This is a genomic window from Nocardia sp. NBC_01388 (assembly GCF_045040085.1).
GTDB lineage: Bacteria > Actinomycetota > Actinomycetes > Mycobacteriales > Mycobacteriaceae > Nocardia.
The window spans coordinates 8,694,941-8,716,920 of the sequence record NZ_CP109553.1; the positions used below are offsets into that span (position 1 = coordinate 8,694,941).

Sequence of the window (21,980 nt, forward strand, 5' to 3'; positions counted from 1 at the left end):
GTCAGTGCCTGCCTTCCCCGGCGGGTAGGCGAAGCGAATCAGCACCTTTCACCAGTGCACTGCGGTAATGGTCTGGTGGACCACATCAGGATGCGGGCACGCCAGCCAATCCCAGTCGCCGTTGCCGAGCGCGGTCGCGGTGACCCGGCGCAGGAACTGGCACGGCAGGTCGACGGTGACGTCGTATACCCAGTGCTCACCCCCCTGCGTGCGGTAGTAGAGGTAAGGCTGTTCACGCTCGGCCTGCTGTGCCAGGTCAGCGAAGGACTCGATCCGCCTGCCGGTCAAGCGTTCGTTGATCTGCCCGGAGATATCGACATCACCGACCGGCACACAGTGCAGATGCGCATGCGAGGTACACGAGCCGCCGGTGGCCTTCTCGCTCATAGGCCCGTGCTCGAACCAAATCACGTCGCCGAACTCGGCGCTCAGCTTGCCCGACAACGTGATCGCCACCGACTCGGCATACCGCGCCAGATCGGGCGAGACGTGCGCGAAGGACAGATAGTGCTCACGGGCCAGGACCATGGTGTGTCCCGGCGCCACAGGTCCGATCGTGGGCAGCACCACCACATTCGGGTCCTCGAAAATGGTCCAATTCGCGTGCCGCGCCGTGGCGTCGTCGAGGTAGACGCTGTTGGGATGGGTTGGGCCGAAACGGAATGCGGTGCAGAACGCGCAGTCGTCGTCGTAGCCGTGGGGGAAGGTCATGATCGTCGCTCCTATTGCAACAGGCGAGTATTTTGACGCTGGCGGGCGCGGGCTGAAGAGAGCGGCTCCGGATGCCCTGGAGATGACGGTGGTGAGTGCCGGTAGCTTCCTGGGTCGGCTGGAGCGCTTACGAAGGCAGCGTTCCAACTACCGGAGGTGGGCACGATCAGGTGGTCGCCGGTGTAGATGTCGGCGACTATCTGCACTGTCGGCGCGCACCCGCCCAGATGTGCGAGCGTCGGAGTGACGACCAGCTGCGCGTGAGACAGTGCGAGTGCGATCAGTAGCGGTCGCTCGAGATCGCCCGCGCCGGAACCGATTTCGAGCCGCTCACACCGCGTGGCACCGTGAGTAGCGGCCAGCGCGGGCAACTCGACATCGAATGCGGCCCGCGCCTCGGCGGTGATCAGCGACGGATCCACGATGTAGAGCGCGCCCCGTTGCGGCGGAATCGAATTCATCACAGCGAGCCCTTATTTCTCAGTTGTCCGGGTCAGCGCACTTCAGCGATGACGCCGTAGCATCCGGGCGGTTGTTGGCGGGGCAGCTGCGAGAATTGTTCGGCACGGGCGGCCCATTCGTGCAGCGGCATGATGCCCGGGTCGGTGAGGGTGTAGCCGGTCAGCATCTCGGCGAGCTCGTCGCGGTCACGCGGGTACAACTCGATGCCGGCCTGGGAGAACACCTCGCGCAGCAATCCGACCTCCGGACACAGGTCCGAGGCGAGATGGCTGATCACCAGCCGGGAACCCGGCGCGAGCAGCTCAGCCATCGCGGCAAGGACTTCGGCGGCGCCGGGCAGGAACTCGAGCACCGATTCGGCCACCAGCGCTACCGGTTTCGACAGGTCCAGGAACTCTCCGAGCTTGTTCGGTGCGCCCAGCCCGGCGGTATCGGTGATGTCGGCCCACACGAACGACACCGCCTCACAGGGCAGCATCAGGGCTCGGGTGTGCGCGCCGACGAGCAGATCGTTATCGAGATACACAATCCGCGCCTGCGGCGCCCACGCCAGGATCTCGGCGTGCAGGAACGGCTCGCGCGGATATCCCGTGCCCACGTCCACGAACTGTGTGATCCCCTCATCCACCAACCGCGCGACGGCCTCGCGGACGAACTGATTGGCCCGATGCAGGATCGCCGGCAATTGCGGGCACCGCTCGCGCAACCCGGCAGCCAGCTCGCGATCGACGTCGTAGTTGTCCTTGCCGCGAAACAAGTCGTCATAGACGCGGGCGGTAGTCGCGACATCAAGATTCAACGTGGGAAGTTCATTCATCGGCGTAGTCACTTCTGCGCCGATCGGCAATCAGGGCAAGAGCTTTCACGACATGATGGCCTACATTCCAAATCGCGCAGACCGGCCAGGACCCGGCGCAACCGCGCGGGGTCGCTTCCGCCCTCGCATTTGCGACTGATCCGCCGGACGTCCTCCATCACAGCCCGGTATTCGCGCTGGTGTTCTCGTTCGCCGTCGGGCTGCTCGGCGCGAGAGGGACCGGGCGTCCGCACGGGTAATGGTCTGGCGCTGGTGATCATGGATTCCCCTGAGAGGTCGATATGTCGTCTGTGCCGCCGGTACAGGTGCGGTGCTCGACCCAGGTGCTGGGTCGGCTGATGCTCGCTCGCCATCGCCGGACTCAGTCGCGTGGTTTCCACAGGCAGGCGGCGAGCACGACCACCGCAGGAATTGCTATCGCGACGAATAGCCCGAATTGCCAACACATCTGGCCTGCCCTTCTCCTGTTCTTCGTCGCATCTTCACCCCGGCCGGTACGAATCAGGGGGTACACCTTGCACCCCTTGTGAAGAAATTTCGCGGGTACCCTCCGAAGAGAGCACCTCATCCGTTGACGGGAACCCCCATGGACGACTACGAACTCGACTCCGGCCGGCGTATCGGCGACAACATCCGAGAACTGCGCGGCAAGGCATTGACCCGTCAAGAGCTGGCGGACAAATCCGGTGTGAGCTTCGATCTGCTCAAAAAACTCGAACAGCACAACCGCAACTCGACTTCGCTGGCCACACTGCGCAAGCTGGCGACCGCGCTCGACTGCGACGTGAGCGACATCGTCGGCAAGCGCAGCGGGCTTCCCGCCGCCACCGGCGAGAGCGCCGGTGTGAACGCGATCCGCCGCGCACTGACCAACGTCGATGAGCTGACCGGCACCGCAGAGCAGCAACCGCCGATCTCCCTCGGTGAAGCCCGACGCGCGGTCACCTATGCGTGGGGCTCCTACTGGGCCGGCCGGTATGAGAAGCTGGCCGCTGTCCTGCCCGTCGGCATCGCTGATCTGCGCGCCACCCAGCAAGCCGCCCAGGGCGCCGATATCGCTCCCGCCTCCGAGCTCTACGCCCGAATCCTGTGGGCGACCGCGTGCACCCTGGTGCACCTGGGCCACACCGATACCGCCTGGACCGCAATCAAGGACGCACACACCGCCTCGCGGCTCGGCAACGATCCACTGCTCGAGGCGACATTGCGCGGCTCGATCGGCTGGCAGCTGCTCGTCCAGGGCCGGCACGACGAATCCCGCGCCGTCGTTCTCAATGCGGCCCAAGCGATCACGCCGGTCGGCGACGTGTCCCCCGCACACCTGAGCGTGTACGGATCGCTGCTGTTGCAAGGCGCCACCGCCTCCGGTCGCGACCAGAAAGTCTCTCTCGCGCTCGATCTCGCCGACGAAGCTCGCTCGGTCGCCTCGCGGCTTCCCGGCGACACCAAGGACTACGAATGCAACTTCGGGCCCTCGCAGGTCGTGATGCAGCTGACCGATATCCACGTCTCCTCGGAGATGTACTCCGAGGCGCTGACCGCGGCCAAGAACATGCCCCTGGGCGGCACCGGGCTCACGCCGGTCTCCCAGGCACGCCACCTGCTCGACCGCGCTGCCGCACTGACCCGGCTGGGCCGCTACGAAGACGCATACACCCTGGTCGCGACCGCTGAAAAGGTAGGTGGTGACCAGTGGGCGCGGCACCAGTCCTTGTTTCGGGCTGTGGTTGCCGAACTTCTCGACAACGACCGCACGACCGGGCTCCGCGAGCTTGCGAGTCGCGTCGGCGTCCGCGGCTAGGGGCGTGAAATGCGTGAGGTCACGGTCGGCGAACTCTACGACCCTGCGCGCCGGCACTGGGCGCCGATCCCGATAGTGCGGATCACTCACGACGGCATCGAGCTGGCCCTCATGACTTCCAGCCCCACCGATGCCGAGGTCCGTGCTGTGCAGTCCGGCACGCCTCGGTTCGCGTGGATCGACGCACCCGCGGTGGCGCTGCTGGCCTGGACCTTCGGTGAGGATCTTCCGTGGACCGACGCCCCCTACAGCCCTCATCTGGAAAACCCCGGGGAACGGGCGGGGATCGGGCCACACACCGGCGCACCGGCCTCGGTGAGCGTGGTCCTCGTCGACGCGGACACCGGGCTGGTGCGCGTGGTGCGCACTATGCAGTGGTCGCCGGAATTCGTTGTGGCCGTGCGTGATTCCGTCGACCGAATGGCCACGCAACCGGTGAGCATGAGCGCCATCGACGCATCGGCGGCCGCGCTGTACATCACCTATCCCGACACCGCCGAACTTGTCGAGATGAAAGCCACGGCGATATGCGACGGCGGCAAGCTCAACGCCTGAGGACCGCTCCCGCTCCTGCGCAGTGACTTTGGCGTAGGCATTCGTGGGCACGTCCTCGACTACATCTCTTTGCAGTGTGGCGGGATCGGTTTCCCGCGCGACCGGCTTTCCGGGTGCGATTTCGGGATCGCGCTGTGGCAGATAGCTGATGATCACGAATCCTCGAAAAGTCGGTGACACGGCAGCAGTCGCATGGCCGCCGATACCGGCCCGCCCAGGCGCACCACCGCCCGCCTGTCCCATCGCGCCATATCTGTGATGAAGGTGCGCGCGGCGGACTCCTCCGCGCGATAGTGCAGCGGCGGGAGGCAGGGAAACTCGACAGTCACGTGCATCTGCATGTCCCTCACCTCGCCCGGCCGCCGCGCGCTCAGTCGTCCAAGGAATCGGAGTCGGAGACGTAGGCGTGGGCGGCTAGGTAGCGCGGGCACCCGTGTGCGTCGTGCTGCCACAACGCCGTGTACGCCTCACGCCAGGTGGCGAACCCGCCCGGATCGCTCGCGCAATCACGTTGGGCCTCTTCGCATAACGACAATTCCAGCGTCCGCATCGCTCGCCTCCTCAGATCTACATCGTCAATGCCCGGCGTCCGGCTGCGCCGGGAGTAGACCAAGGGTGCGCGTTGCAGATTGAGCAGTTCCAGTACAGAAGCGGGTAAAAGTGAGTAATTTTCCCTGCACATCGACCATGTGCAGGGGAGCCGATTTATGGTTGAGATCGCTTGGACACCGCTCGAGATTCAAGCGCTGCGGCAAGCTTTGAAACTGAGCCCCCGCGAGTTCGGCCTATGCATAGGTATGGGCGCGCGGTCCGTAACGGCTTGGGAGACAGGGCAGACCAAGCATCCGCGGGCGGCAAGCCTGCGACTGCTGGACGACCTTCTGGCCAGGGCTACCCCTGTGCAGGTTGCTCGGTTCGAGCTGGCGTCTGGCCACCGATCCGTACCCGATCTCGTTTCCCCGAAGCCGGTTACGCTGGCTAACGGCACCGGCGAGTTCTTGCGGACCGCGCGAAGTGTCGAAGACGTTGACCATGTCTGGGTGCCTGCCCGGACCGCCGATGGAGAGGTTGTTCTCGTGTCACTCCCCCGCCGCACCATCGTCGCCGGAATCGGGTTGGGCGGGCTGGCCGCAGCTGTCGGAGTCCTGCCCACCGCCGCGCTGGCAACCACGCCCGAGATCGACCAGGTCGAGCACTTCCACAAACTGCGTTTGGCTCTGATCGAGAGCGACAATCTGCACGGGGCGAGTTCGGTGACGTCGTTGATCGAACAGAGCATCGACAGGATGGGTCAGCTCCGCCGTGCCGGTATCGGCGATCCTGTTGGGATGCAACGTATGCGGATCCTGTACGCCGAGCTCGCGGCGTGGCTGCACCAAGACGGTCATGCTTGGGATCGAGCCCAGCATTGGACCGACCGCGCATTGACCTGGTCCCATCAGCTCGGTGACGACTACTCGATCGCGGCCACGCTGATCAGGAAAGCGCATATCGCGGCCGACCAGGGCGACGGAGCTGAAGCGCTCGAGCTGGCCGAGGCGGCCGAGCGCGCGGCGCCTGCGGGCACCCGGTTTGCTGCCGTCGCTGCCACATTCGCTGGGCATGGTTCGGCACTGATCGGCGATCGGGGCGCCAGTGAAGCATCTTTCGACCGAGCCAGGGAACTCGCTGATGATGCTGACGTCGATCCGTCGTGGGGGTTCTTCCTCGATCACGCCTATATCGACGTCCACCAGGCCCACGGACGGGTCGCGCTCGGAGACTACGAGAGTGCGATGGCACAGTTCGATGCAGCGATCCTCGACATACGCTCGGGCTATACGAGAGACCAGGCGGTGTATATCGCACGTCAGGCAATCGCCCACGCGAAGGCTGGTGATGTGGAGCCAGCCGCGAAGTTCGGGATCGCGGCAATGCAAGTCGGTGTCAGCACCGGTTCGGAGCGGATTCTGCACAACGTGCGAAAACTCGATGGGTTGCTCGATTCGAGCTGCCACGGTGAGGTTGCGGCATTCCGCGACGCCGGTCGACGTTGGACGGTTCTCGCGTGAGCACTCGCCCGTTCGTGCTGCTGTCGGTCGCAGTCAGTATCGACGGCTACATCGACGATGCCAGCGCTGAGCGGTTGTTGCTCTCGAATGCGGCAGACTTCGATCGTGTCGACCAAGTCCGGGCCGAATCGGACGCGATTCTCATCGGGGCCGGCACGATCCGCAGCGACAATCCGCGGCTGATTGTGAAAAGCGAAGTCCGGCAAGCGCAACGCACCGCCTCGGGTCGGCCATCGACGCCATTGAAAATCACAGTTACCGCGAGCGGAAGCCTCGACCCCGCCTCGAACTTCTGGCACCACGGCACGAGTGAGCAGCCGCCCGTCATCTATACGACCGACGACGGAGCGAAAAAGGCGTCTACACTGCTCGGTGACCTCGCCGAGGTCGTATCGCTCGGCGAGACAGTGGATTTCGGTGCCGTGCTAGATGATCTCGGCGCCCGCGCAGTCGGCTGCCTGATGGTCGAAGGCGGCAGTCAAATCCTCACGGAATTTCTTGCTGCGGGCCTCGTTGATGAGTTACAGATCGCGATCGGGCCGACACTGGTCGGCGATTCAGCGGCACCACGCTTTCTCAATCCTGCGACCTTCCCCGGCGGATCCACACACAGGATGCGTCTGCTGGAGGTAACCAGCATCGGGGATGTTGCTTTGTTGCGCTACCAACCATCGAAGGAGAGCTCCAGTGACTGAGCTGGACCACAAGTACTGGATGAACAGGGCGATCGACCTCGCCCGCGAGTGCCCTGTCGTTGAAGGCGCTTTCTCCGTGGGTGCGGTGATCGTGTCAGCGGACGGTCAAGAGATCTCGACCGGGTACTCCCGCGAGACCGATCCGAAGATTCATGCCGAAGAGTCCGCCCTCGACAAGCTGGCTCCCGACGATTCCAGGCTTACGGGTGCCACGATCTATAGCACGCTCGAACCGTGCTCGGAGCGATCCACGAAAACCCGGGTGCCGTGCACAGACCGCGTCCTGCAGGCGGGTATTCCGGTCGTGGTGATCGCGTGGCGCGAGCCGAGCACGTTCGTGGAGGACTGCATCGGTGTCGAGAAGCTCCGAGAGAACGGTGTGAAGGTGATCGAGCTGCCCGAGCTTGCCGAGGCTGCGATGTCGATGAACCGGCACCTCAATCTGTCCTAGGTCATACTCGGCCGGCGCTGTGCAACGCTGCGGCGCTGAACATCTCGAACAGCTTCACCCTCTGCGACAAGCTCGATTCGTCGCTGCACTTCGAGCCGAAGGCATCTGCAGCGGCATTCACTTCCCCGCCCGGCGTATCCAGCCGTATCTCCGACGCGAACATGCATCGCCCCGACCTGGACTTCCCCGCTGACACCGAATCGGAAAGGACCACCGAACCGGATGACCACGGCTACAGAGGGCACCCAGATCCTGCTCGTCAACGACCGCCAGCAGGTGCTGATGTACCTGCGCGATGACTTCCCGCACATCCCGTTCCCGAACATGTGGTCACTGCTCGGCGGCATGCTGGAAGCTGGCGAGACACCCGCCGAATGCATCGTGAGGGAGATCGAGGAAGAGATCGGCGTAGTGCTCGACCCGGCACAGGTCGATCACTACGCCACCCGCGATTGCAGTTTCGGCATCGAGCACACCTACCTGGCACGCGTTGGTGATCTCGACATCAGCACACTGACCCTCACCGAAGGCCAAGGGCTACAGTGGTTCAGCGAAAACGATGCATTGAAGCCCTTGGCGTACGCCGACAACGAGATACTCGGCCGCTGGTTCACTTCTCAACGCGCCACTGATCACAGACCCTGATGTAGAGACGATCCCCTCGTCCCGACGGGATCGTCTCTATCCGCAAGACCGATGCGATGTCGTTCTTCTTCCTGCCGCTTCGAAGACGATGGGAAATCAAGGCAATCAGAGACTCGGATATCTCGCGCGTGCTAACCGCCTACCTGAAGTCGCCATAGTATTCGGGGTCGCCGCCGTGGAACAGGCGCTGTCCTCACCGCGCTCGATCCGCACCATGCTGATGCGGGTGCGGGACCTGCTCGATTGTCTCGACTGCCTCGCCGAGTTGAAACGTCCACGCGTGAGGCGAGAGGTCGAGCGCGAACTCGGTCGAAGACGGCCACGGTTGCTCGGTCGCGGTGCTAGCGTGCCCGCCATGCTGATGTTCGCGATCGAGTCAGGTGAGATCGTCGAGTCCATTGAACGGCAAGCGAATTCCGCCGGAGTCCAACACGGAGCCATTGTGTCGCTGATCGGGGGAGTTGACGAGTTCACAGTCTCGACAATGGCCGCCGACGACGCGACCACGGACATCGTGTCGACCTATCGCATTCCGGGCGAGATGCACGGCGCTGGAGAAATCCGCGACGGCAAGGCCCATGTGCACGCCACCTTCGCCATCCAAGGCGACCGTGCCGTCGCAGGCCATGTGCACTCGGCCATCATCGGAACCTGGTTCGCTCGCGCGTACGTGATCCCGCTCGCCCAGGCATGATCGGCCATGGGTCACCGTAGTCGACTGTGTCACTTCGTCATCGACGTCACCGACCTGGACGAGGCGACCAGGTTCTGGAGTGCGGTTCTCGGCGCGGCCGAAGAGCCGGTCAATCCGTCGAGCCGCCATGTCTACCGACGCTTGCGGTTGCCGGACAACGAGATACGGGTGCTGCTGCAAGCGACCACCGATCTCAAATCGAGCAAGGAGCGGATGCATCTCGACATCGAGGCCGACGACGTAGAAGCCGAGGTCCGTCGCCTCGAATCGCTCGGTGCTGTGCGCTGGGATCATCAGCGCGAACGTGGTTACGACTTCTGGGTGCTGCGCGATCCCTGGGGGAACGAATTCTGTGTCCTGCAAACCGAATTCCCCGACCTGCTGGCCCAGCGGCCTGAATGGGACTGAGACGAACAACCTCGGACTTTGCTCTCGCGGCGGGGGAAATCGATGCGATCGAACACCCGCACCGGACCCTCTGCAAGGGGCCAGCATTGCCGGGGTTCTGTCACCTCGCGCGATCGCTGGGCTCGGGTGAAGGGTAGGAAAGCCGCCAAGAGCCATGCCCGGCAGTCCATCGGAGCTGACGTCCCAGGCGCTCGTTCCACAGATAGAGGACCGACTCGATTGCGTGGACGGCCAGTGTGAGCGCGTCCATCTCGTCGATGCCCTTGGCGTAGCTGTCACCGCCACCGGGGTCATCGGGTGCGCCGCCACTGATCCGGTACGGACAGGCGTACACCGAGCGGTCAGCTTCCTCCCAGTACCACGGCTGTGGTCGACCGATCTCGACCGTCACCGGACCCCGGCCCGACTGATCGTCGAGAACCCGAGTCGCAATCGGCTCGCCCAGCGCAGGCGGCGTCGCTGAAGTGGCGGTCATGGACAACCAGCCTAGGCCCCGACTTCCAAACCCACGCAGGTAACCGGATACGGATACTGGCCGATGAACAGGATCGTTGCGCCGTACACTTCCTGGCCGTCGTAGAACCCGCCCGCGCAGGTACAGATCGCCTTGCTCGAATCGTGAGGGTCCAGGTGGCCGACGACCTTGCCCGTGGATTCCTTTTCGCACTGCTCGGGCGTAACCGCCGACGCCGACCCGATCGTCAGCACAGCTGCCGATAAGCCGGTCACCACGAGCACAGCGAGACGAATTAGTTTGCGACGCATGGCATTGTCCCTTTCGATCAATCGAGGTCACCCGAGGTCGGCGGCGTGGAACCCCGGCAACGACGGTGCCGCAGCTGGGCAGTGCCGCGTGAAACGTTCTCTGTGACAACGGGATCCGCCACGTCGGGCGTTCGAGTCAATTCCGCCGATCCACTGTTCGGGTGCATCCACAAAGGTATGCTGACCTGGCCGGATGCTGAACTGACCTGGAGTACGAGTTACATCGACGCCAGGGCGTGAACGCAGAGGACAGCCCATGGGCACCCCCGTCGAAACACTGTCTGCGAGTCAGGGTTCGCGCTTCGGCGCGGTGTCCGGGTTCCTGCTGAAGCTGCTGCGCGAATCAGCTCGACTCACCCAGAACGAGTTCGCCGAACTTCTCGGTGTGGATCCGAGCACTGTCTACGGGTGGGAGAGTGGCCGCCGGCCGTTGGCCGCACTGCGCGCCGGGGACCTGACCCGCATCCGAATGTTGCTCACCCGCCACGGGGCGCGACCGGACGCCTGCGCGCTGCTCATCGAGGCACTCGAGGCCGACATCATCATCGGTGACACACTCGCCCTCGACCTGATCGATACCGACACGCATCCCCTCGCCGCCGGCGTGCACCAACGCACGCTCGCGAACCTGATCACCTGGCCGATCACCGGACGTCCACCACTGCAGCTCGTCGATCTGATCGGACGCCGGGGTCGCGGCCCACGCCCCGACCGCCCACCATTCCCCGCCGATGATCGACGACGTTTCTTCGACAATCTGCTGCTACTGGCAGACCGATGCCGCGGGCCCGCCGATGCCCTGTTGCGCCGTCAAGCGGTCTACTTGCTCGGAAACGACGCCCGCGCCGATTCCGCGGACTGGTTGACTGACGAACTCGGTCGCGCGGTGCGTTGCGCGAACAACGACGGCGCACCAGGCTGGTTGCGGGTCCGCTCGTCGGCGATCGCGCTGGCAGCAACCGGCGATCGAGAACCGCTGTGTGCCTACCTGACTCGCGCGCACGACGACGACACCCAGGAAATCACCAACCTCACCTACTACGCGTACTGGGTCGGTGAACTCGGGCCGGCGCCGGTGACCGACGACTACGCGATGATCCACGTCGCGCCCAGGCAGTGGTCCGGGCAGCAGCTGCTGCGGCATCTGGTCAACCGGCTGCGGCCGGGCGCCGAGCAGGCAGACCTCTACACCCGCACACTCGCCGACCTGATCGCAAGCCACCCGCACCTGCTCGCAGCCGATCCCACACTGCGGCGGACACTCTCCACGGTGGTCGAGCAGATGAGCGGGGACTGTGAGTTAATGCCGCAAGCCCGACGAGATCTGGCTAACGTGGCCTACGCACTACGCCTGGCACGCCAATGACGCGGAGGACGGAATGACGGACGCACACCAGCTCGACCCCGAGGCTGCCGCCGAGATCGCCGCCTTCGCGTACGAGCTGGGTGGTCTCAAACGCGAATCACGCAAGGGCTGGAACGACGCCCTCGTCGCCAACCCCGAATCGGTGGCCGATCACACCTGCCGCACCGCCCAGCTCGCGGCGTTGATCGCGGCGTTGGAAGGCGGCGATCCGGCCAAGGCTTCGCATATGGCGGTCTGGCATGACTCGCAGGAGGTGCGCACCCGAGACCTGAACAAGGCTGCCAAGCCATTCCTGCCCTCGGTCGACCATGTCGCCGTCACCGCCGCCCAGGTCGCCCACATGCCCGAGCTGCTGCGAAATTTGTTGCACGACACCGTCTCCGAATTCGAAGCCCAAGCGACCGTCGAAGCGGTCTGCGCGCGCGACGCCGACCGGCTCGAATGCCTGTTCCAGGCACTCGAATACCGCGCGGCCGGCAACGGCTTGATGCAGGAATGGATCGACGATTCCTATAGCAAACTCAAGACCACCAGCGCCATCCGGATCGCCGATGCCGCCCTGACCACCTCGCCCCTGAAATGGCGTCAGTAGCTGATCTAGCCGGTCACCGCGCGAAATGCTCGTCCACGGAACCGCATGCGAGAGTCGAAGTGCAGTACGAGGTGCTTGCACCGTAGATCTGCGAACGCGCCGGTGACATCTGATCCGACGGCCTTGTCGCTGACTGGTTATTCAGAGTGCGGCCGCTAGACGCTCCATGATCGGGACACTTCGATCCCCGGAGACCAGTACAGGTTTGGCGAACGGGAACGGCGCATCTTCACCAACGGTTTCGAGAATCGAAATCAAGGTGGCGTCAGCGGAGAGGAACAGGTCGCAGTCGACCAGGTAGGAGCTGTGCTGTTCGTCGGCTGGATTGCCCGGCGTCACTTTGCGGTCGTTCTGTACGATCTGGACCGCCCAGCGGACCCATTGCCGTCGTACTGCCTTGATCTCTACGTCTTCCAGCCAGAAACGTGTGAAATCAGCAGGATCCGTTCGTATGGCGGCCACGTCGAGGTAGGCACCCACCCAGTCGGCGAAGGTCCTGTCCTCACCGGTGAACGGAGACCAGTCGGTCGCCGATACCAGTGCGTACCAAAAGATTTCGCGTGAGTTCGTCCGCCATGCCTCCACTGGTTCACCGTTCCAGCCCGGCGCGCGCGTCGCGGCGCGCTCGGGTGTCGCCTTCTCCATCAGCGCAGTGAGGGGGCTGAGGTTGAACTTGCCGCGAAGCAACGATCTGCGGTTGTGCTTCTGGCGCAACACCTCGCTTGCTATCAGCGGTTGGGCATTGGTGGCTTGATAGTCGTGGATGCGTTGAGCGTCCTGTTGCGCCATCCGCCATACCCGCTTGGTCCAAAAGGCGTTCAGCGAGGCGACCTTGGCGGTATCGGGCATGGAGAGTAACCACTGCGGTCGCAGTCTGCGCGCTTCCGCGACGACCTCCGCGGATTCCAGCTGAGCTTCGGTCGGTAGCCGACCGCGTGGATAGCGTGCGAGTGCGCTGATGATGCGCTGCCTCACCTCTGGCACGGGATGCCGGCACACTTCCATGAGAGTGCTTGGCGGAGTGAGAACTTCCAGCGATCGTGCCTGGACGAAGACATCGAAACGCTGCGATGCGTGATCATCACCGATTGATGACCACAGGTTGGTATCGAGCATCACACGCCCACCAGTACTCATCCCCCAATCCTCGCCGACGACGCCTGGCCAAACTCGGCATCCGGTCGAAGTGTCCTGGAGTCGTGCAATGCCGCACGCTGGCTGTGCCGGATCGGCCGGCAAAGCTGAACCGACCAACGGCCATACCGGAATCGTCAGTGCGGTGGTCTGTGTCGAGTCGGCTCGGTCTCGCTCGAAGAAGTTCCACAAAGACCGGCGCGAGGCATACTGCGGGGCCATGCACGCGCACGCCTGCGAGCTGATCGGGCTCCCGCTGGACGAGGTCACCCGTCTCGCACTTCCCGCTCGATGCGCCGGCCGCCTAAGCTGGTACGCCGCAAATAGTCAGGAGCGTGTGGTGGTGGAGACGTTCGTGCCCGGGCGCTCCGCGACCCGCACCCACATGCGGCGTGTACTCGCTGGGGCCAGCACTGCGCCGGTCCCGGCGACGAGCGTCAGCGCCGCGCCACCGAGCACGAATCCGCGTGCGGGATGGGTGCCGAGTAGCGAGGGGATCACCGCCATGCCCACTGTCCCGGCCCCCCGCATGACCAGATGATTGATCGCCAGCAGGCGTAGCCGTGCCGCGGGCGCGAAGCCCGCCAGGTGTGTGCCCATGCTGATGCCGACCACGGGATTGGCCAGCCCGGTCAGCGTCGCGCACACCACCACCCCGGCGACCGAACCCGCTGCGCCGGTCGCCATTTGCAAGATTCCCACGGCCGTCCAGGCCGCGCAGAAACGGGTCGGGAACCGACCACTGGGCAGGCGCGAGGTCACGAGATTCCCCGCCAGCGCGGCGATTCCGGTCGCGGTCATGACCGCGCCGTACAGTGCTGGCCCTGCACCCAACTGGTGTGCCAGCAGCACCGGTAATCCGATGCCCGGCAACGCGTTCAGGAAAAACCCCGCACCCTGCACCACGAAAGCGACCGACAACGCTGGATTCTCGCGCAACAGCAGCCGTGCACGCGGGCGCGAGGGCGCTGGCTCCGGCGGGCCGCTCGTGGTCTGGGCACGTACGACAAGCACTGTGCGTCCCAACAGCGCCAGCGCCACCGTGGACACCGCGAACGTGGCCGCGTCCGCGACGAACAACGCTGTCATCGGCGCGACGGCTAGCAGCACGCCCACCAGTGCGGGCCCGCCGATCCGGGCCAGGCGTGCGGTGAGGTCCATCAACGCCACCAGCACCGGCCGCTGTGGCTCGTCGACGAGCTCGGGTACCAGCGCCGAGAGCGCAGGGTCGAACACCGCGCCCAGCACTCCGAGCGCAGCAACCACCGCGAGCATGGCCGGCGTCCCGGCCTCCATCCACGCGAACGGCAGCAGCACCGTCAACCCCGCACGCACCGCGTCGACTCCGGCCAGCCTCCGGAACGAGACGAATCGGCTTACGATCGGGTGACCGACCGCGCCTATCGCGATGTACGGCACCGATTCCGCGATGGCCACCAAGCCCATGGTCATCGGGCCAGAACGTTGCAGCGCCAGCCACATCACTGCCAGGGCGAAGAATCGGTCGCCGGTCACTGATAACAGCTGAGCGAGCCAGATTGCCAGTACTGGCCGGTGACGCAGCGGCGTGAATGAAGGCAGCAACGGCACAGCGAAGGACCCTAAGTGCTCACCGATCAGGTGTCGGCGCGCCACTGCGGGTGGGTGAGTTTCGCTCACCCGGGTCTGCACATCCTCCCGTGACTTTTCGCCAGTCCCGAAGTCTGCACGACAGCCGATTACGCGATGCTGCGGTGATTGCCGCTGACCATGGGGGTGGGTATAGCGGTCGCGGTGGACTTCACGCGCTTCCTCGCGGCTGTTCCACTTCGGAACGCGACCCCAACGGCATCAGATCACTGCGCATCAAACGCAGCGTTCGCCAGCCAGTTCGTGTTCGGGAGCCAAGTGACCTCTCCGTTCTGATGGGTGGCAACACAATGGCGGCCTGCGGGATCCGGAGGGAGGTTGCGTCAGCTAAGACGTGTTCCACGCTTGCCGCGAACGATCGATGCGGGGTCCACTGCTTCGGTCGGTGCGCTGTCGCCGCAGTACGGACCGCGTGGGTCCTCACTCCGGTCGTAGGGCTTGAGCCAGAAGATGCGGCGCGTAAACCTGCCATCCTCAGAACTCGGGGCGCTGCCTTGCGTGGTGTAGCCGATCATCCGGCCTGGCATCCAGCGCGGTCTCGACTTCCGATGAACGTGGTGGATCACTGATTCTGAACGTAAGGAAGCGAACTCGGATCCTCGAGCCACACAATCGATTCCTCGCTGCTCAGATCATCTCGGTGAACCGTCTTGGGCTGTGGATCAGCAGCTACGGACGTCAGCATGATAGTCATCAGATCCTGCAGATCGCTCAGCTCATCCTTGCCGACCCAGAAGAACTCTCGGCGCCGACGAACCCGCCGACCAGCCAGCGACCGATGAATAAGAAGCTCTCCAAACACGGCATCGTCCACCTCGTAGTAGAAGAGCACCCTGAACGGTGTGGCGACCGCCGAAGTGCGGGACAGCGCACGATTACGCGCTAGTACAGACCCTGCGGTCGTCCCGATTTTGACCTGGCGGGGCGTGCTGATGTTGCCGAAGACGTAGACCGCACCAGGTGTTGCCTGCTTCATGTAGCGAATGTACTTGCAGCCCCCCGACATTCCGTTCCGGTATGACCCGGTTTTCGACGTAAGAACCGACTGACTTCGCTGTCGTGGCTCGATGAGCCTGCTGGAGGCTTGAAGAGTGGACTGACCCTTTGGGATCGAACCGGCCGTCGAGAGTGAAGCCGCCTGGTTCTCTACGACTCTCGCACGCGCTCAGCCCTTTTCCATGGAACCGCGGTGGGCATTTAGTCGTCCAACCTGGTGTGGATTTCGATGAGGATGAGCGTCAGGCGCTTCTTGATGAAGGTGTTGATCCGGATGATCCGGAGGTGCAAGCATCCCAGCAGCGGATCTCTGATCTGTTGCGCTGCTACGGAATATGGCTCGCCAGCGGGGACTTCGGCTAGCTGGAGCGACGCTCGGATGCAAGCCCATGTAGCGCGGGCGAGACTGGCTGTCACAGATCGGCTCCGGGGCCTGTGGTATCCGTGCGGTCGAGAGTTTCGGGGCCGATATTGCGTGCGGGGAATTGGGATTCGATGCTGTCGGCGTCTGGGCGGAGATGCTGTTCTGCTTCTGTTTCGTCGGCGGTGAGGTGGGATCGCCGTTGCTGTTCGTGTTGTAGTTCGTCCAGTTCATCGATCAGCCAGTCGTTGTCGGGGCTCGAAGAAGTGTCGGGTTGGAGTTGGGCGGGCCCGTAGAGCAGCGCCTCGGTATCGGCGAGTGCGAGGCGGAGGGTGATGTCCTCGATGCGCTGAGCCAGTTCGGCGTCGGCAAGCACGCGGAGCGGATTTGCGGTGGCGGGATCCAGGGCGGTGGGACTCGAAGGGGTGATGGCATCGGTGAGGTGTTGGGTGACCCAGGTTTCGATCTGAGCGCGCAGGTCGGCGGTGGGCGCGCTGTACCAGTCGCGGCGCAGCATCGTCAACGCCGCAGAGGTGGGGTAGACGGCGACAATGTGTGCGCACCGGGCCGCAATATGGTCGCGTGGTTCGTGGTCGGGGATCGCGTGGGCGTCGTTGTCGCGGCACTCGCCGCACAACCCGTCGTCGCCGCGGCGGCCCGGGGGTGGGGTGGCGTCGAGGACGGCCCGCTCGAGACCGCAGTGCACGCAGCCGAATCCGCGGCTGTCGGGTACTGCGGCGAGGTCGTAGTCCAGGGGTTGCTGGGTCGGGCGAGGGTCGTGGGGTTTCGGGTTGTAGTAGCGGTGGGGTGCACCTTCGGGCAATGGCAGATGACGTGGTGCGGCATCGATATCGGCGCGTGTGTCGAGATATTCGGCGGTGCCACGGGCCGCGGCGATGTCGGCGGCGGTGGGCCGTACGCGCGGCGAGTTGTCATCGATGCGGGGTTCGTGGTCGCGGGCGGCGTGCTCGGTGCCGGCGACGGTGCGCGAGAGTGGGACCCCGAAGCCAGGGTTGTAGGTGTGCGGGTCGGTGGCGGGTGTTGCGGCTTCGATGAGCGCGCGGTGCTGGGGAAACTGTTCGGCGGCCCACCGCAGGCGAGCTTTGGCGACGGGGAAGCTGTTTTGGTAGAGCGTGGTCGCGACCCGTTGGAGCACATCGAGTTCGGTGTCGGTGGCGGTGCGGGACGCGGCGATGAGTGCGTCCTTGGCCTCGGCGATGCGCCCGGCGTGGAACAGGGCGGTGACGACGCGAAGCTCAGCGGTGATCGCATCGTCGTGATCGGTGTCGCGAGGATGGTCGTGTGAGTCGGCTGGACGTTGTTCCTCGGGCCTCGAGGGTGCGGTGCCGTCGTCGTGTTGGGGCATGGTGTCGTCCGAATCTGTTTCTGTGGTGCGGCTTTCGTCACGTTCTGTCGCGCTGACCGGTGATGGGGTGACCGGGTTCAGGAGGGCTTCGATGCGCCAGGCGAGTGCGGTGGCGTACTGGTCCGGTCGCGGTCCCGGGTCCTCGTGCACGGCAGCGGCGAGCAGTTCCTGGGCGGTGGTGAGCAACTCGCGTGGATCCCACCCTTCGGTGGTGCCGTGGTCGACCGCGGCGACCAGGCGCGGCCAGGCGGGGCTGGCAAGGACGGTGTCGGTGAGGTTGTCGCCGAGCACATCGTGAAGGTGAGGTGTCCAGTCGGGCCGTAGATGGGTGGCGTCGGTCGCGGTCTGCAGGGCGGAAGGGTCGAGTCCGAGCCGGAACCAGAGTGCGGCAGCGGGCATCTCGTCGGGCAGAGGCCGCGGGTTTGCGGCGTGGGTGAGTAGCGTGTCGATGTCGAGCCCGGTGCGGGCGGCGGCGTCGAGTTTGTCGGCCAGTTGCGGCCACCACGGGTCGTCGAGAACGCGCGCGTCGAGGCGTTTGGCTAGCGGTGACCACATGTCGATCGCGGTGTGAAGGTCGCCGAGTATGTCGGTGACCCGCGCATCGAGTAGCCGTTGATGGTCGTGCTCGCGGGCGGTGAAACCGGTTGGGCCCGTGGGCCGTAGGTCTGTGTCGATGGTGTGGCGGCTTGCCCGCCAGACGGCGAGCTCACCCAGTAGTGCGTCGTTGCCGAGCAATGGTCTCGCCCACACCGGTGCCGTCGTCGCTGTCCAGCCCGGGGTATCGGCGCGGATCTGGTCCGCGAGATGGGAAATCAGGTGTGCCCGGGCGCGCAGATGCTCGGCTACTAGGTCCCCTGGCAGATTCCGCGGCAGCCCCCGCACCCAGGAAAGCGGTTGACTCTCGCGAGGATAGGCATAGCTGGTGTCGAGGCGCCAGTGCAGCACGGCGGCAGGATCGGCGGCGGTGCCCAACTCCCGCGAAGCGAGCGCAGAAGCGAGCGCTTCGTGAGGGTTGCGCCCGGATAACGCGATGAGCGAGAGGACTTCGCGCAGCGCCGGGTAGGCGGGGGCGTCGGTGAGTCCCGGCCATAGGTGTTCGGCGTGGGCGTCGAGGGCGGTCAGTCGCTCGGTGCCGAGTGCGTCCTCGGCGGCGAGTGTGAGCGCGTCGTGGTAGGCATCGATGGCGTGGCCGAGACGTTGGTGCGGGTCGAGTGCGTCACGCAGCTCGGTGTGTGCGGACGCGTTGGTGTTGTCGCGGGCCAGGATTCGCTGCAGAACTTCGATGGCGGTCCGGGGAAACAGGCCGGGTTCGGTCCAGAAGGACGCTTCGCTCCCATCGATGGCGGTGGTGACGTAGACGGTGTTGGTGGTGGCGCCGCGGGTGAGGGCGACGTAGAGCTGGTTGCGCGATTCGGTGCCGGTGAGCACGACGTGGCAGGTGTCGGCGGTGATTCCTTGCGCGGAGTCGATGGTCATCGCGTATCCGAGCCGTACATGTTCGCGCACGTAGTCGGCGGGCAGCACCGTGGTCTCACCGGTGCGGCGGCCGGAACGCAGATGGGTGACGGTGAGAGCGCCGTCGGGATGAACATCGGTGACGGTCCACCGGTAGCCGTTGCGTACCCAGTCATGTTGTCCCAGGCGCAGTCTGGGGTTGTTGCGGCGGGTGCTGACGATGTCGCCGATCGATGCGTGCAGTCCGTCGGCAAGTTCGGTTTCCACACTGATCGTGTTGTCGCTGCGGGCGATGCGGTCGGCGCGGGCTTGGTCGTTGAGTGCGGTGACGATGTCGTTGGTGGCCGCCAGCATCACGGTGTCACGGCCGGCGAGCTGGTCGGCGATCCATCCGGCATAGGCTTGCTCGCGCACCGCGGCCGGTGACCCTGAACGGATGCGTTGGTGATCGAGGTAGAACCCGAGGGCGCTGGGATCTCCTTCGCGCAGTGCGAGACTGGCGGAGGCTTCGATGGTGGAGGCAAAGCGCACCACCTGAGTCATGGTCGAGGCACGCGCGGCATCAGCGGTGTCGGCGGCCGAGCCACTGGCTTCGATCGCGGGCAGCTGATGGTCGTCGCCGACGCACCGCACCGGCGCTTGGCGGTCGAGAAGGAACTCGAACAGCACCAGTCGTTTGTCGTCGCCGAGACGCACGTGCTCATCGACGATGACCAGTGTGCGCGCGTCGATCTCGAGCACCCACTGCGGCAGCGACGGCGGAAACGGTCGATCACCGTGGTCCGTGGCCACGGTAGTGGGGGAGTGTTTACGCAGGACGTCGAGGAGTTTGTCGACGGTTTCGGTGCGGGCTTCGATCGCTTCACCGAGCACCGCCGCAGCGGCGGCGGTCGGCGCTAGTCCGAGGACGGTGCCGCCGTCGGTGCGCCACGCGTCGGCCAGTACCCGCATCGCGGTGGTCTTCCCGGCGCCGGCGGGTGCGTTGGTGGTGGTGATGAACCAGGGCGAGCGGGCGAAATCGGTGATGACCGAGACCTGTCCGGCGTTGAGCCGCCGCCCGGCATTGGCCGGATCACGGTGGTAGGCACCGACCGCGGAATCGACATCGTCGGCTGCCAGGGTGTGGGCGCCGACGCGCAGCGACAATTCGATCAACCGTTGCGTGGTGCCCAAACGTTGCACGCTGGTGTAGGTCTGGGTGCCGGCGCTGGTGTAAACGCTGCTGCGGTCGGTGCGTTGGTAGAGGGGTGGAACGTCGGCGAGGACGGGTTCGTGGGCCAGGTCCGGATCACCGCGCGCGACCGCGTGCCGTGGTGAAAGCGCCTCGGCGACCACCGCGTCGACCGTGGTGGCCCACTCGTCTCGGCTCAATAGTCCGCGCAGCTGCCGTTCGGCTTCGGCGCGGACGTGATGCCACTGCCATCTCGCCCGCTCCGCGGACACCGTCGCCACAATGCGCCCCCCGATATCCGCGATCTGCGTGGAGGTGAGTCGGCGGCGCGGTGCGGGCCGACGCGACAGGATGGTCGATACCGTCTTCGACAGCAGTTCCGGTGAGCCGAGGACCGTTTCGGCTTGCCGGCGCCAGTCGGCGCGTTGTTCGGCCCACGAGCGTGATCGGTGCCGTGCCGGGCGGGTTTCGAGGGTGGCGCGCTCCATCAGCGCGAACATTTCCTTCGGCATCGGTTCGCGCCCGACTTCACGCTCGAACTTGGCTGCGAGCACACCGAGGCGTGCAGTGATCGCGGCATCACGACGGGACCAATACTCGATCAATACCACTGGCACACCATCGATTTCGCGGATCGGCCGCTTCGCTGGATCGGTGCCGGGGCGTTCACTGAACGACACCGCGAGGTCGTGTTCGAGGTGGTGTTCCAAGCGGGTGTTGTAGATCTCGCTGACGGTCACCATCAGCCGGTAGATCACGGCCGCGTCGAGTGTGAGCCAGCGGCCATCGAGGGTGCGGACCCGGTTGGCGATCAACAGGTGCGTGTGCAGATCGGGGTCCCCGCTGCGTGATTCGCGGTGCACGAACCGCGCGGCGATGATCCCCTCGACATCGACCTGCCGTATCCCGTTGGCCCCCAACCGGGAGTAGATCGCATGCTTCTCCAACCAGGTGACCGCATCATCGATCGCCTTGTCGTGCGCGGCGGATATCTTGTCCGAGACCGCTTTCGGGGCGATCGCCCACAGCGCGGACACGCTCTTGACCGGGCTGAAAGTGATATCGAATCCGGCGACTGCCGCCGAGTGCGGGCGCGAATTGCGGGCCACCCACCCTGACAACTCACGCGCGTCCAGAGGCGGCCGCCCGATCATCTCGGTGAACATCGTGGTGGCGACGCGGCTGCGGATCCGGGCACGGATCTCGTCGTCGATGGCTGCTGATCCGGGCAGGCCACCGGCGGTGTTGTGCTCGGCGAACGCGGCTGCGCAGCGCTCCCGGAATTCGTTGCCGCCCTGGTACACCCGGAACGGACGCCCCAGCCGGGTGGCCCTGTCCGCAGCGCGCAGGGCGTCTTTGGGCTTGGCGCCGGCGGTGATCTCGCGCTCGATGACCGCGGTCTCGATGGCGTCGGCGTTCGGGTGGCGTCCTTCCCCGAACAGGCTCTTCATCTGCGATTCGGTGACGACGTCCCCGCTGTCCAAGCCCAGCGAAGACAGGCCGCTGCCGTCCCACCGACCGGGTGATTCACCCCGCGCCGAGTAGTAGTCGGCGAGTGTCCCGGGGCCCCGGTCGGTGGAATCATCGGCGGCGACCTGCCGCAGGTAATACAGATAGCCGTTGCCGGCCAACACTTTGTGCAGCGTCGCTGTCACACATCCATCGAAACCCAGTGCAACAGTGCATGTCTAGGGTCGGAACTGATAAGGAAATTACGAGTTCGGCGATTTTGCCTGGTCGTAATCGAATTGTGTCCCGTTATGCAAGAGGTCTGAATTGCGCAAATAGGAGGAAGGAGGGGGATTGGGGTGTGGGAGAAGAAGAAAGAACAGGTGGGGAGGTGGAGTTGAGAAGT

The 21,980-nt window shown here is 64.9% G+C and carries 23 protein-coding genes; 11 read left to right on the forward strand and 12 right to left on the reverse strand.

Annotated features, from left to right (window positions below; genetic code table 11):
- Positions 1 to 48 precede the first annotated feature (48 nt).
- Genes OG716_RS41065 through OG716_RS41075 form a run of 3 tightly spaced genes read right to left on the reverse strand, consistent with a single transcriptional unit; the run spans position 49 to position 1,990 of the window.
- The gene (locus OG716_RS41065) at positions 49 to 711 is read right to left on the reverse strand and encodes an HIT family protein (RefSeq protein WP_405135548.1); all 663 of its coding nucleotides are present in this window, start codon (positions 709 to 711) and stop codon (positions 49 to 51) included.
- An 11-nt stretch (positions 712 to 722) separates the two neighbouring features.
- Positions 723 to 1,172 carry a hypothetical protein gene (locus tag OG716_RS41070; protein WP_405135549.1) on the reverse strand — a complete coding sequence of 150 codons (450 nt, stop codon included), beginning with the start codon at positions 1,170 to 1,172 and terminating at the stop codon, positions 723 to 725.
- A 32-nt stretch (positions 1,173 to 1,204) separates the two neighbouring features.
- The gene (locus OG716_RS41075) at positions 1,205 to 1,990 is read right to left on the reverse strand and encodes an SAM-dependent methyltransferase (protein WP_405135550.1); all 786 of its coding nucleotides are present in this window, start codon (positions 1,988 to 1,990) and stop codon (positions 1,205 to 1,207) included.
- 586 nt (positions 1,991 to 2,576) lie between these two features.
- Between OG716_RS41075 and OG716_RS41080 the strand changes: the two genes are divergently transcribed.
- Together OG716_RS41080 and OG716_RS41085 are read left to right on the forward strand one after the other, a co-directional pair.
- Positions 2,577 to 3,791, forward strand: coding sequence for a helix-turn-helix domain-containing protein (locus OG716_RS41080; RefSeq protein WP_405135551.1), 1,215 nt, complete (start codon positions 2,577 to 2,579; stop codon positions 3,789 to 3,791).
- Between the two features lie 9 nt (positions 3,792 to 3,800).
- Positions 3,801 to 4,346 carry a hypothetical protein gene (locus OG716_RS41085; RefSeq protein WP_405135552.1) on the forward strand — a complete coding sequence of 182 codons (546 nt, stop codon included), beginning with the start codon at positions 3,801 to 3,803 and terminating at the stop codon, positions 4,344 to 4,346.
- Between the two features lie 152 nt (positions 4,347 to 4,498).
- On the opposite strand, the gene OG716_RS41090 is transcribed toward OG716_RS41085, so the two are convergent.
- Both OG716_RS41090 and OG716_RS41095 read right to left on the reverse strand, forming a co-directional pair.
- The gene (locus OG716_RS41090; protein ID WP_405135553.1) at positions 4,499 to 4,687 is read right to left on the reverse strand and encodes a hypothetical protein; all 189 of its coding nucleotides are present in this window, start codon (positions 4,685 to 4,687) and stop codon (positions 4,499 to 4,501) included.
- A 29-nt stretch (positions 4,688 to 4,716) separates the two neighbouring features.
- Positions 4,717 to 4,896: a hypothetical protein gene (locus OG716_RS41095; RefSeq protein WP_405135554.1), complete on the reverse strand. Its 180-nt coding sequence runs from the start codon at positions 4,894 to 4,896 to the stop codon at positions 4,717 to 4,719.
- 157 nt (positions 4,897 to 5,053) lie between these two features.
- Between OG716_RS41095 and OG716_RS41100 the strand changes: the two genes are divergently transcribed.
- The 6 genes from OG716_RS41100 (at position 5,054) to OG716_RS41125 (ending at position 9,290) form a co-directional block, all read left to right on the forward strand.
- The gene (locus OG716_RS41100) at positions 5,054 to 6,397 is read left to right on the forward strand and encodes a helix-turn-helix domain-containing protein (protein WP_405135555.1); all 1,344 of its coding nucleotides are present in this window, start codon (positions 5,054 to 5,056) and stop codon (positions 6,395 to 6,397) included.
- Positions 6,394 to 7,092 carry a RibD family protein gene (locus OG716_RS41105; protein WP_405135556.1) on the forward strand — a complete coding sequence of 233 codons (699 nt, stop codon included), beginning with the start codon at positions 6,394 to 6,396 and terminating at the stop codon, positions 7,090 to 7,092. The genes OG716_RS41100 and OG716_RS41105 overlap by 4 nt, the downstream gene beginning before the upstream one ends.
- Positions 7,085 to 7,543, forward strand: a complete 459-nt coding sequence (locus OG716_RS41110) for a deaminase (RefSeq protein ID WP_405135557.1) — start codon at positions 7,085 to 7,087, stop codon at positions 7,541 to 7,543. The genes OG716_RS41105 and OG716_RS41110 overlap by 8 nt, the downstream gene beginning before the upstream one ends.
- A 222-nt stretch (positions 7,544 to 7,765) precedes the next feature.
- Positions 7,766 to 8,188, forward strand: a complete 423-nt coding sequence (locus OG716_RS41115) for an NUDIX hydrolase (protein ID WP_405135558.1) — start codon at positions 7,766 to 7,768, stop codon at positions 8,186 to 8,188.
- A 175-nt stretch (positions 8,189 to 8,363) separates the two neighbouring features.
- Positions 8,364 to 8,882: a PCC domain-containing protein gene (locus tag OG716_RS41120; RefSeq protein ID WP_405135559.1), complete on the forward strand. Its 519-nt coding sequence runs from the start codon at positions 8,364 to 8,366 to the stop codon at positions 8,880 to 8,882.
- Positions 8,883 to 8,888: 6 nt separating this feature from the next.
- Entirely contained in the window at positions 8,889 to 9,290 is a 402-nt protein-coding gene (locus OG716_RS41125; RefSeq protein WP_405135560.1) for a VOC family protein, read from the forward strand.
- Positions 9,291 to 9,390: 100 nt separating this feature from the next.
- Here the strand turns inward: OG716_RS41125 and OG716_RS41130 are convergent, their stop codons facing one another.
- Both OG716_RS41130 and OG716_RS41135 read right to left on the reverse strand, forming a co-directional pair.
- On the reverse strand, positions 9,391 to 9,765 hold the full coding sequence (locus OG716_RS41130) for a DUF6968 family protein (protein ID WP_405135561.1): 375 nt from the start codon (positions 9,763 to 9,765) through the stop codon (positions 9,391 to 9,393).
- Positions 9,766 to 9,776: 11 nt separating this feature from the next.
- Positions 9,777 to 10,076, reverse strand: a complete 300-nt coding sequence (locus OG716_RS41135) for a hypothetical protein (protein WP_405135562.1) — start codon at positions 10,074 to 10,076, stop codon at positions 9,777 to 9,779.
- Positions 10,077 to 10,311: 235 nt separating this feature from the next.
- Here OG716_RS41135 and OG716_RS41140 point away from each other — a divergent pair, with 235 nt between their 5' ends.
- Positions 10,312 to 11,421 carry a helix-turn-helix domain-containing protein gene (locus OG716_RS41140; RefSeq protein ID WP_405135563.1) on the forward strand — a complete coding sequence of 370 codons (1,110 nt, stop codon included), beginning with the start codon at positions 10,312 to 10,314 and terminating at the stop codon, positions 11,419 to 11,421.
- A 13-nt stretch (positions 11,422 to 11,434) separates the two neighbouring features.
- Positions 11,435 to 12,013: an HD domain-containing protein gene (locus OG716_RS41145; protein WP_405135564.1), complete on the forward strand. Its 579-nt coding sequence runs from the start codon at positions 11,435 to 11,437 to the stop codon at positions 12,011 to 12,013.
- A gap of 141 nt (positions 12,014 to 12,154) precedes the next feature.
- On the opposite strand, the gene OG716_RS41150 is transcribed toward OG716_RS41145, so the two are convergent.
- The 4 genes from OG716_RS41150 to OG716_RS41165 form a co-directional block, all read right to left on the reverse strand.
- Positions 12,155 to 13,150, reverse strand: coding sequence for a hypothetical protein (locus OG716_RS41150; RefSeq protein ID WP_405135565.1), 996 nt, complete (start codon positions 13,148 to 13,150; stop codon positions 12,155 to 12,157).
- A 324-nt stretch (positions 13,151 to 13,474) separates the two neighbouring features.
- The gene (locus tag OG716_RS41155; RefSeq protein ID WP_405135566.1) at positions 13,475 to 14,818 is read right to left on the reverse strand and encodes an MFS transporter; all 1,344 of its coding nucleotides are present in this window, start codon (positions 14,816 to 14,818) and stop codon (positions 13,475 to 13,477) included.
- A 281-nt stretch (positions 14,819 to 15,099) separates the two neighbouring features.
- A complete protein-coding gene (locus OG716_RS41160) occupies positions 15,100 to 15,384 on the reverse strand; it encodes a DUF6009 family protein (protein ID WP_405135567.1) in 285 nt (94 codons plus the stop codon).
- On the reverse strand, positions 15,339 to 15,752 hold the full coding sequence (locus OG716_RS41165; RefSeq protein ID WP_405135568.1) for a GIY-YIG nuclease family protein: 414 nt from the start codon (positions 15,750 to 15,752) through the stop codon (positions 15,339 to 15,341). Before OG716_RS41165 ends, OG716_RS41160 begins: the two co-directional genes overlap by 46 nt.
- Positions 15,753 to 15,991: 239 nt before the next feature.
- On the opposite strand from OG716_RS41165, the gene OG716_RS41170 reads away from it, so the two are divergent.
- Positions 15,992 to 16,135 (forward strand): hypothetical protein, encoded by a 144-nt coding sequence (locus OG716_RS41170; RefSeq protein ID WP_405135569.1) that lies wholly within the window; start codon positions 15,992 to 15,994, stop codon positions 16,133 to 16,135.
- 50 nt (positions 16,136 to 16,185) lie between these two features.
- On the opposite strand, the gene mobF is transcribed toward OG716_RS41170, so the two are convergent.
- The gene (mobF, locus tag OG716_RS41175) at positions 16,186 to 21,780 is read right to left on the reverse strand and encodes a MobF family relaxase (protein WP_405135570.1); all 5,595 of its coding nucleotides are present in this window, start codon (positions 21,778 to 21,780) and stop codon (positions 16,186 to 16,188) included.
- Positions 21,781 to 21,980: the final 200 nt, after the last annotated feature.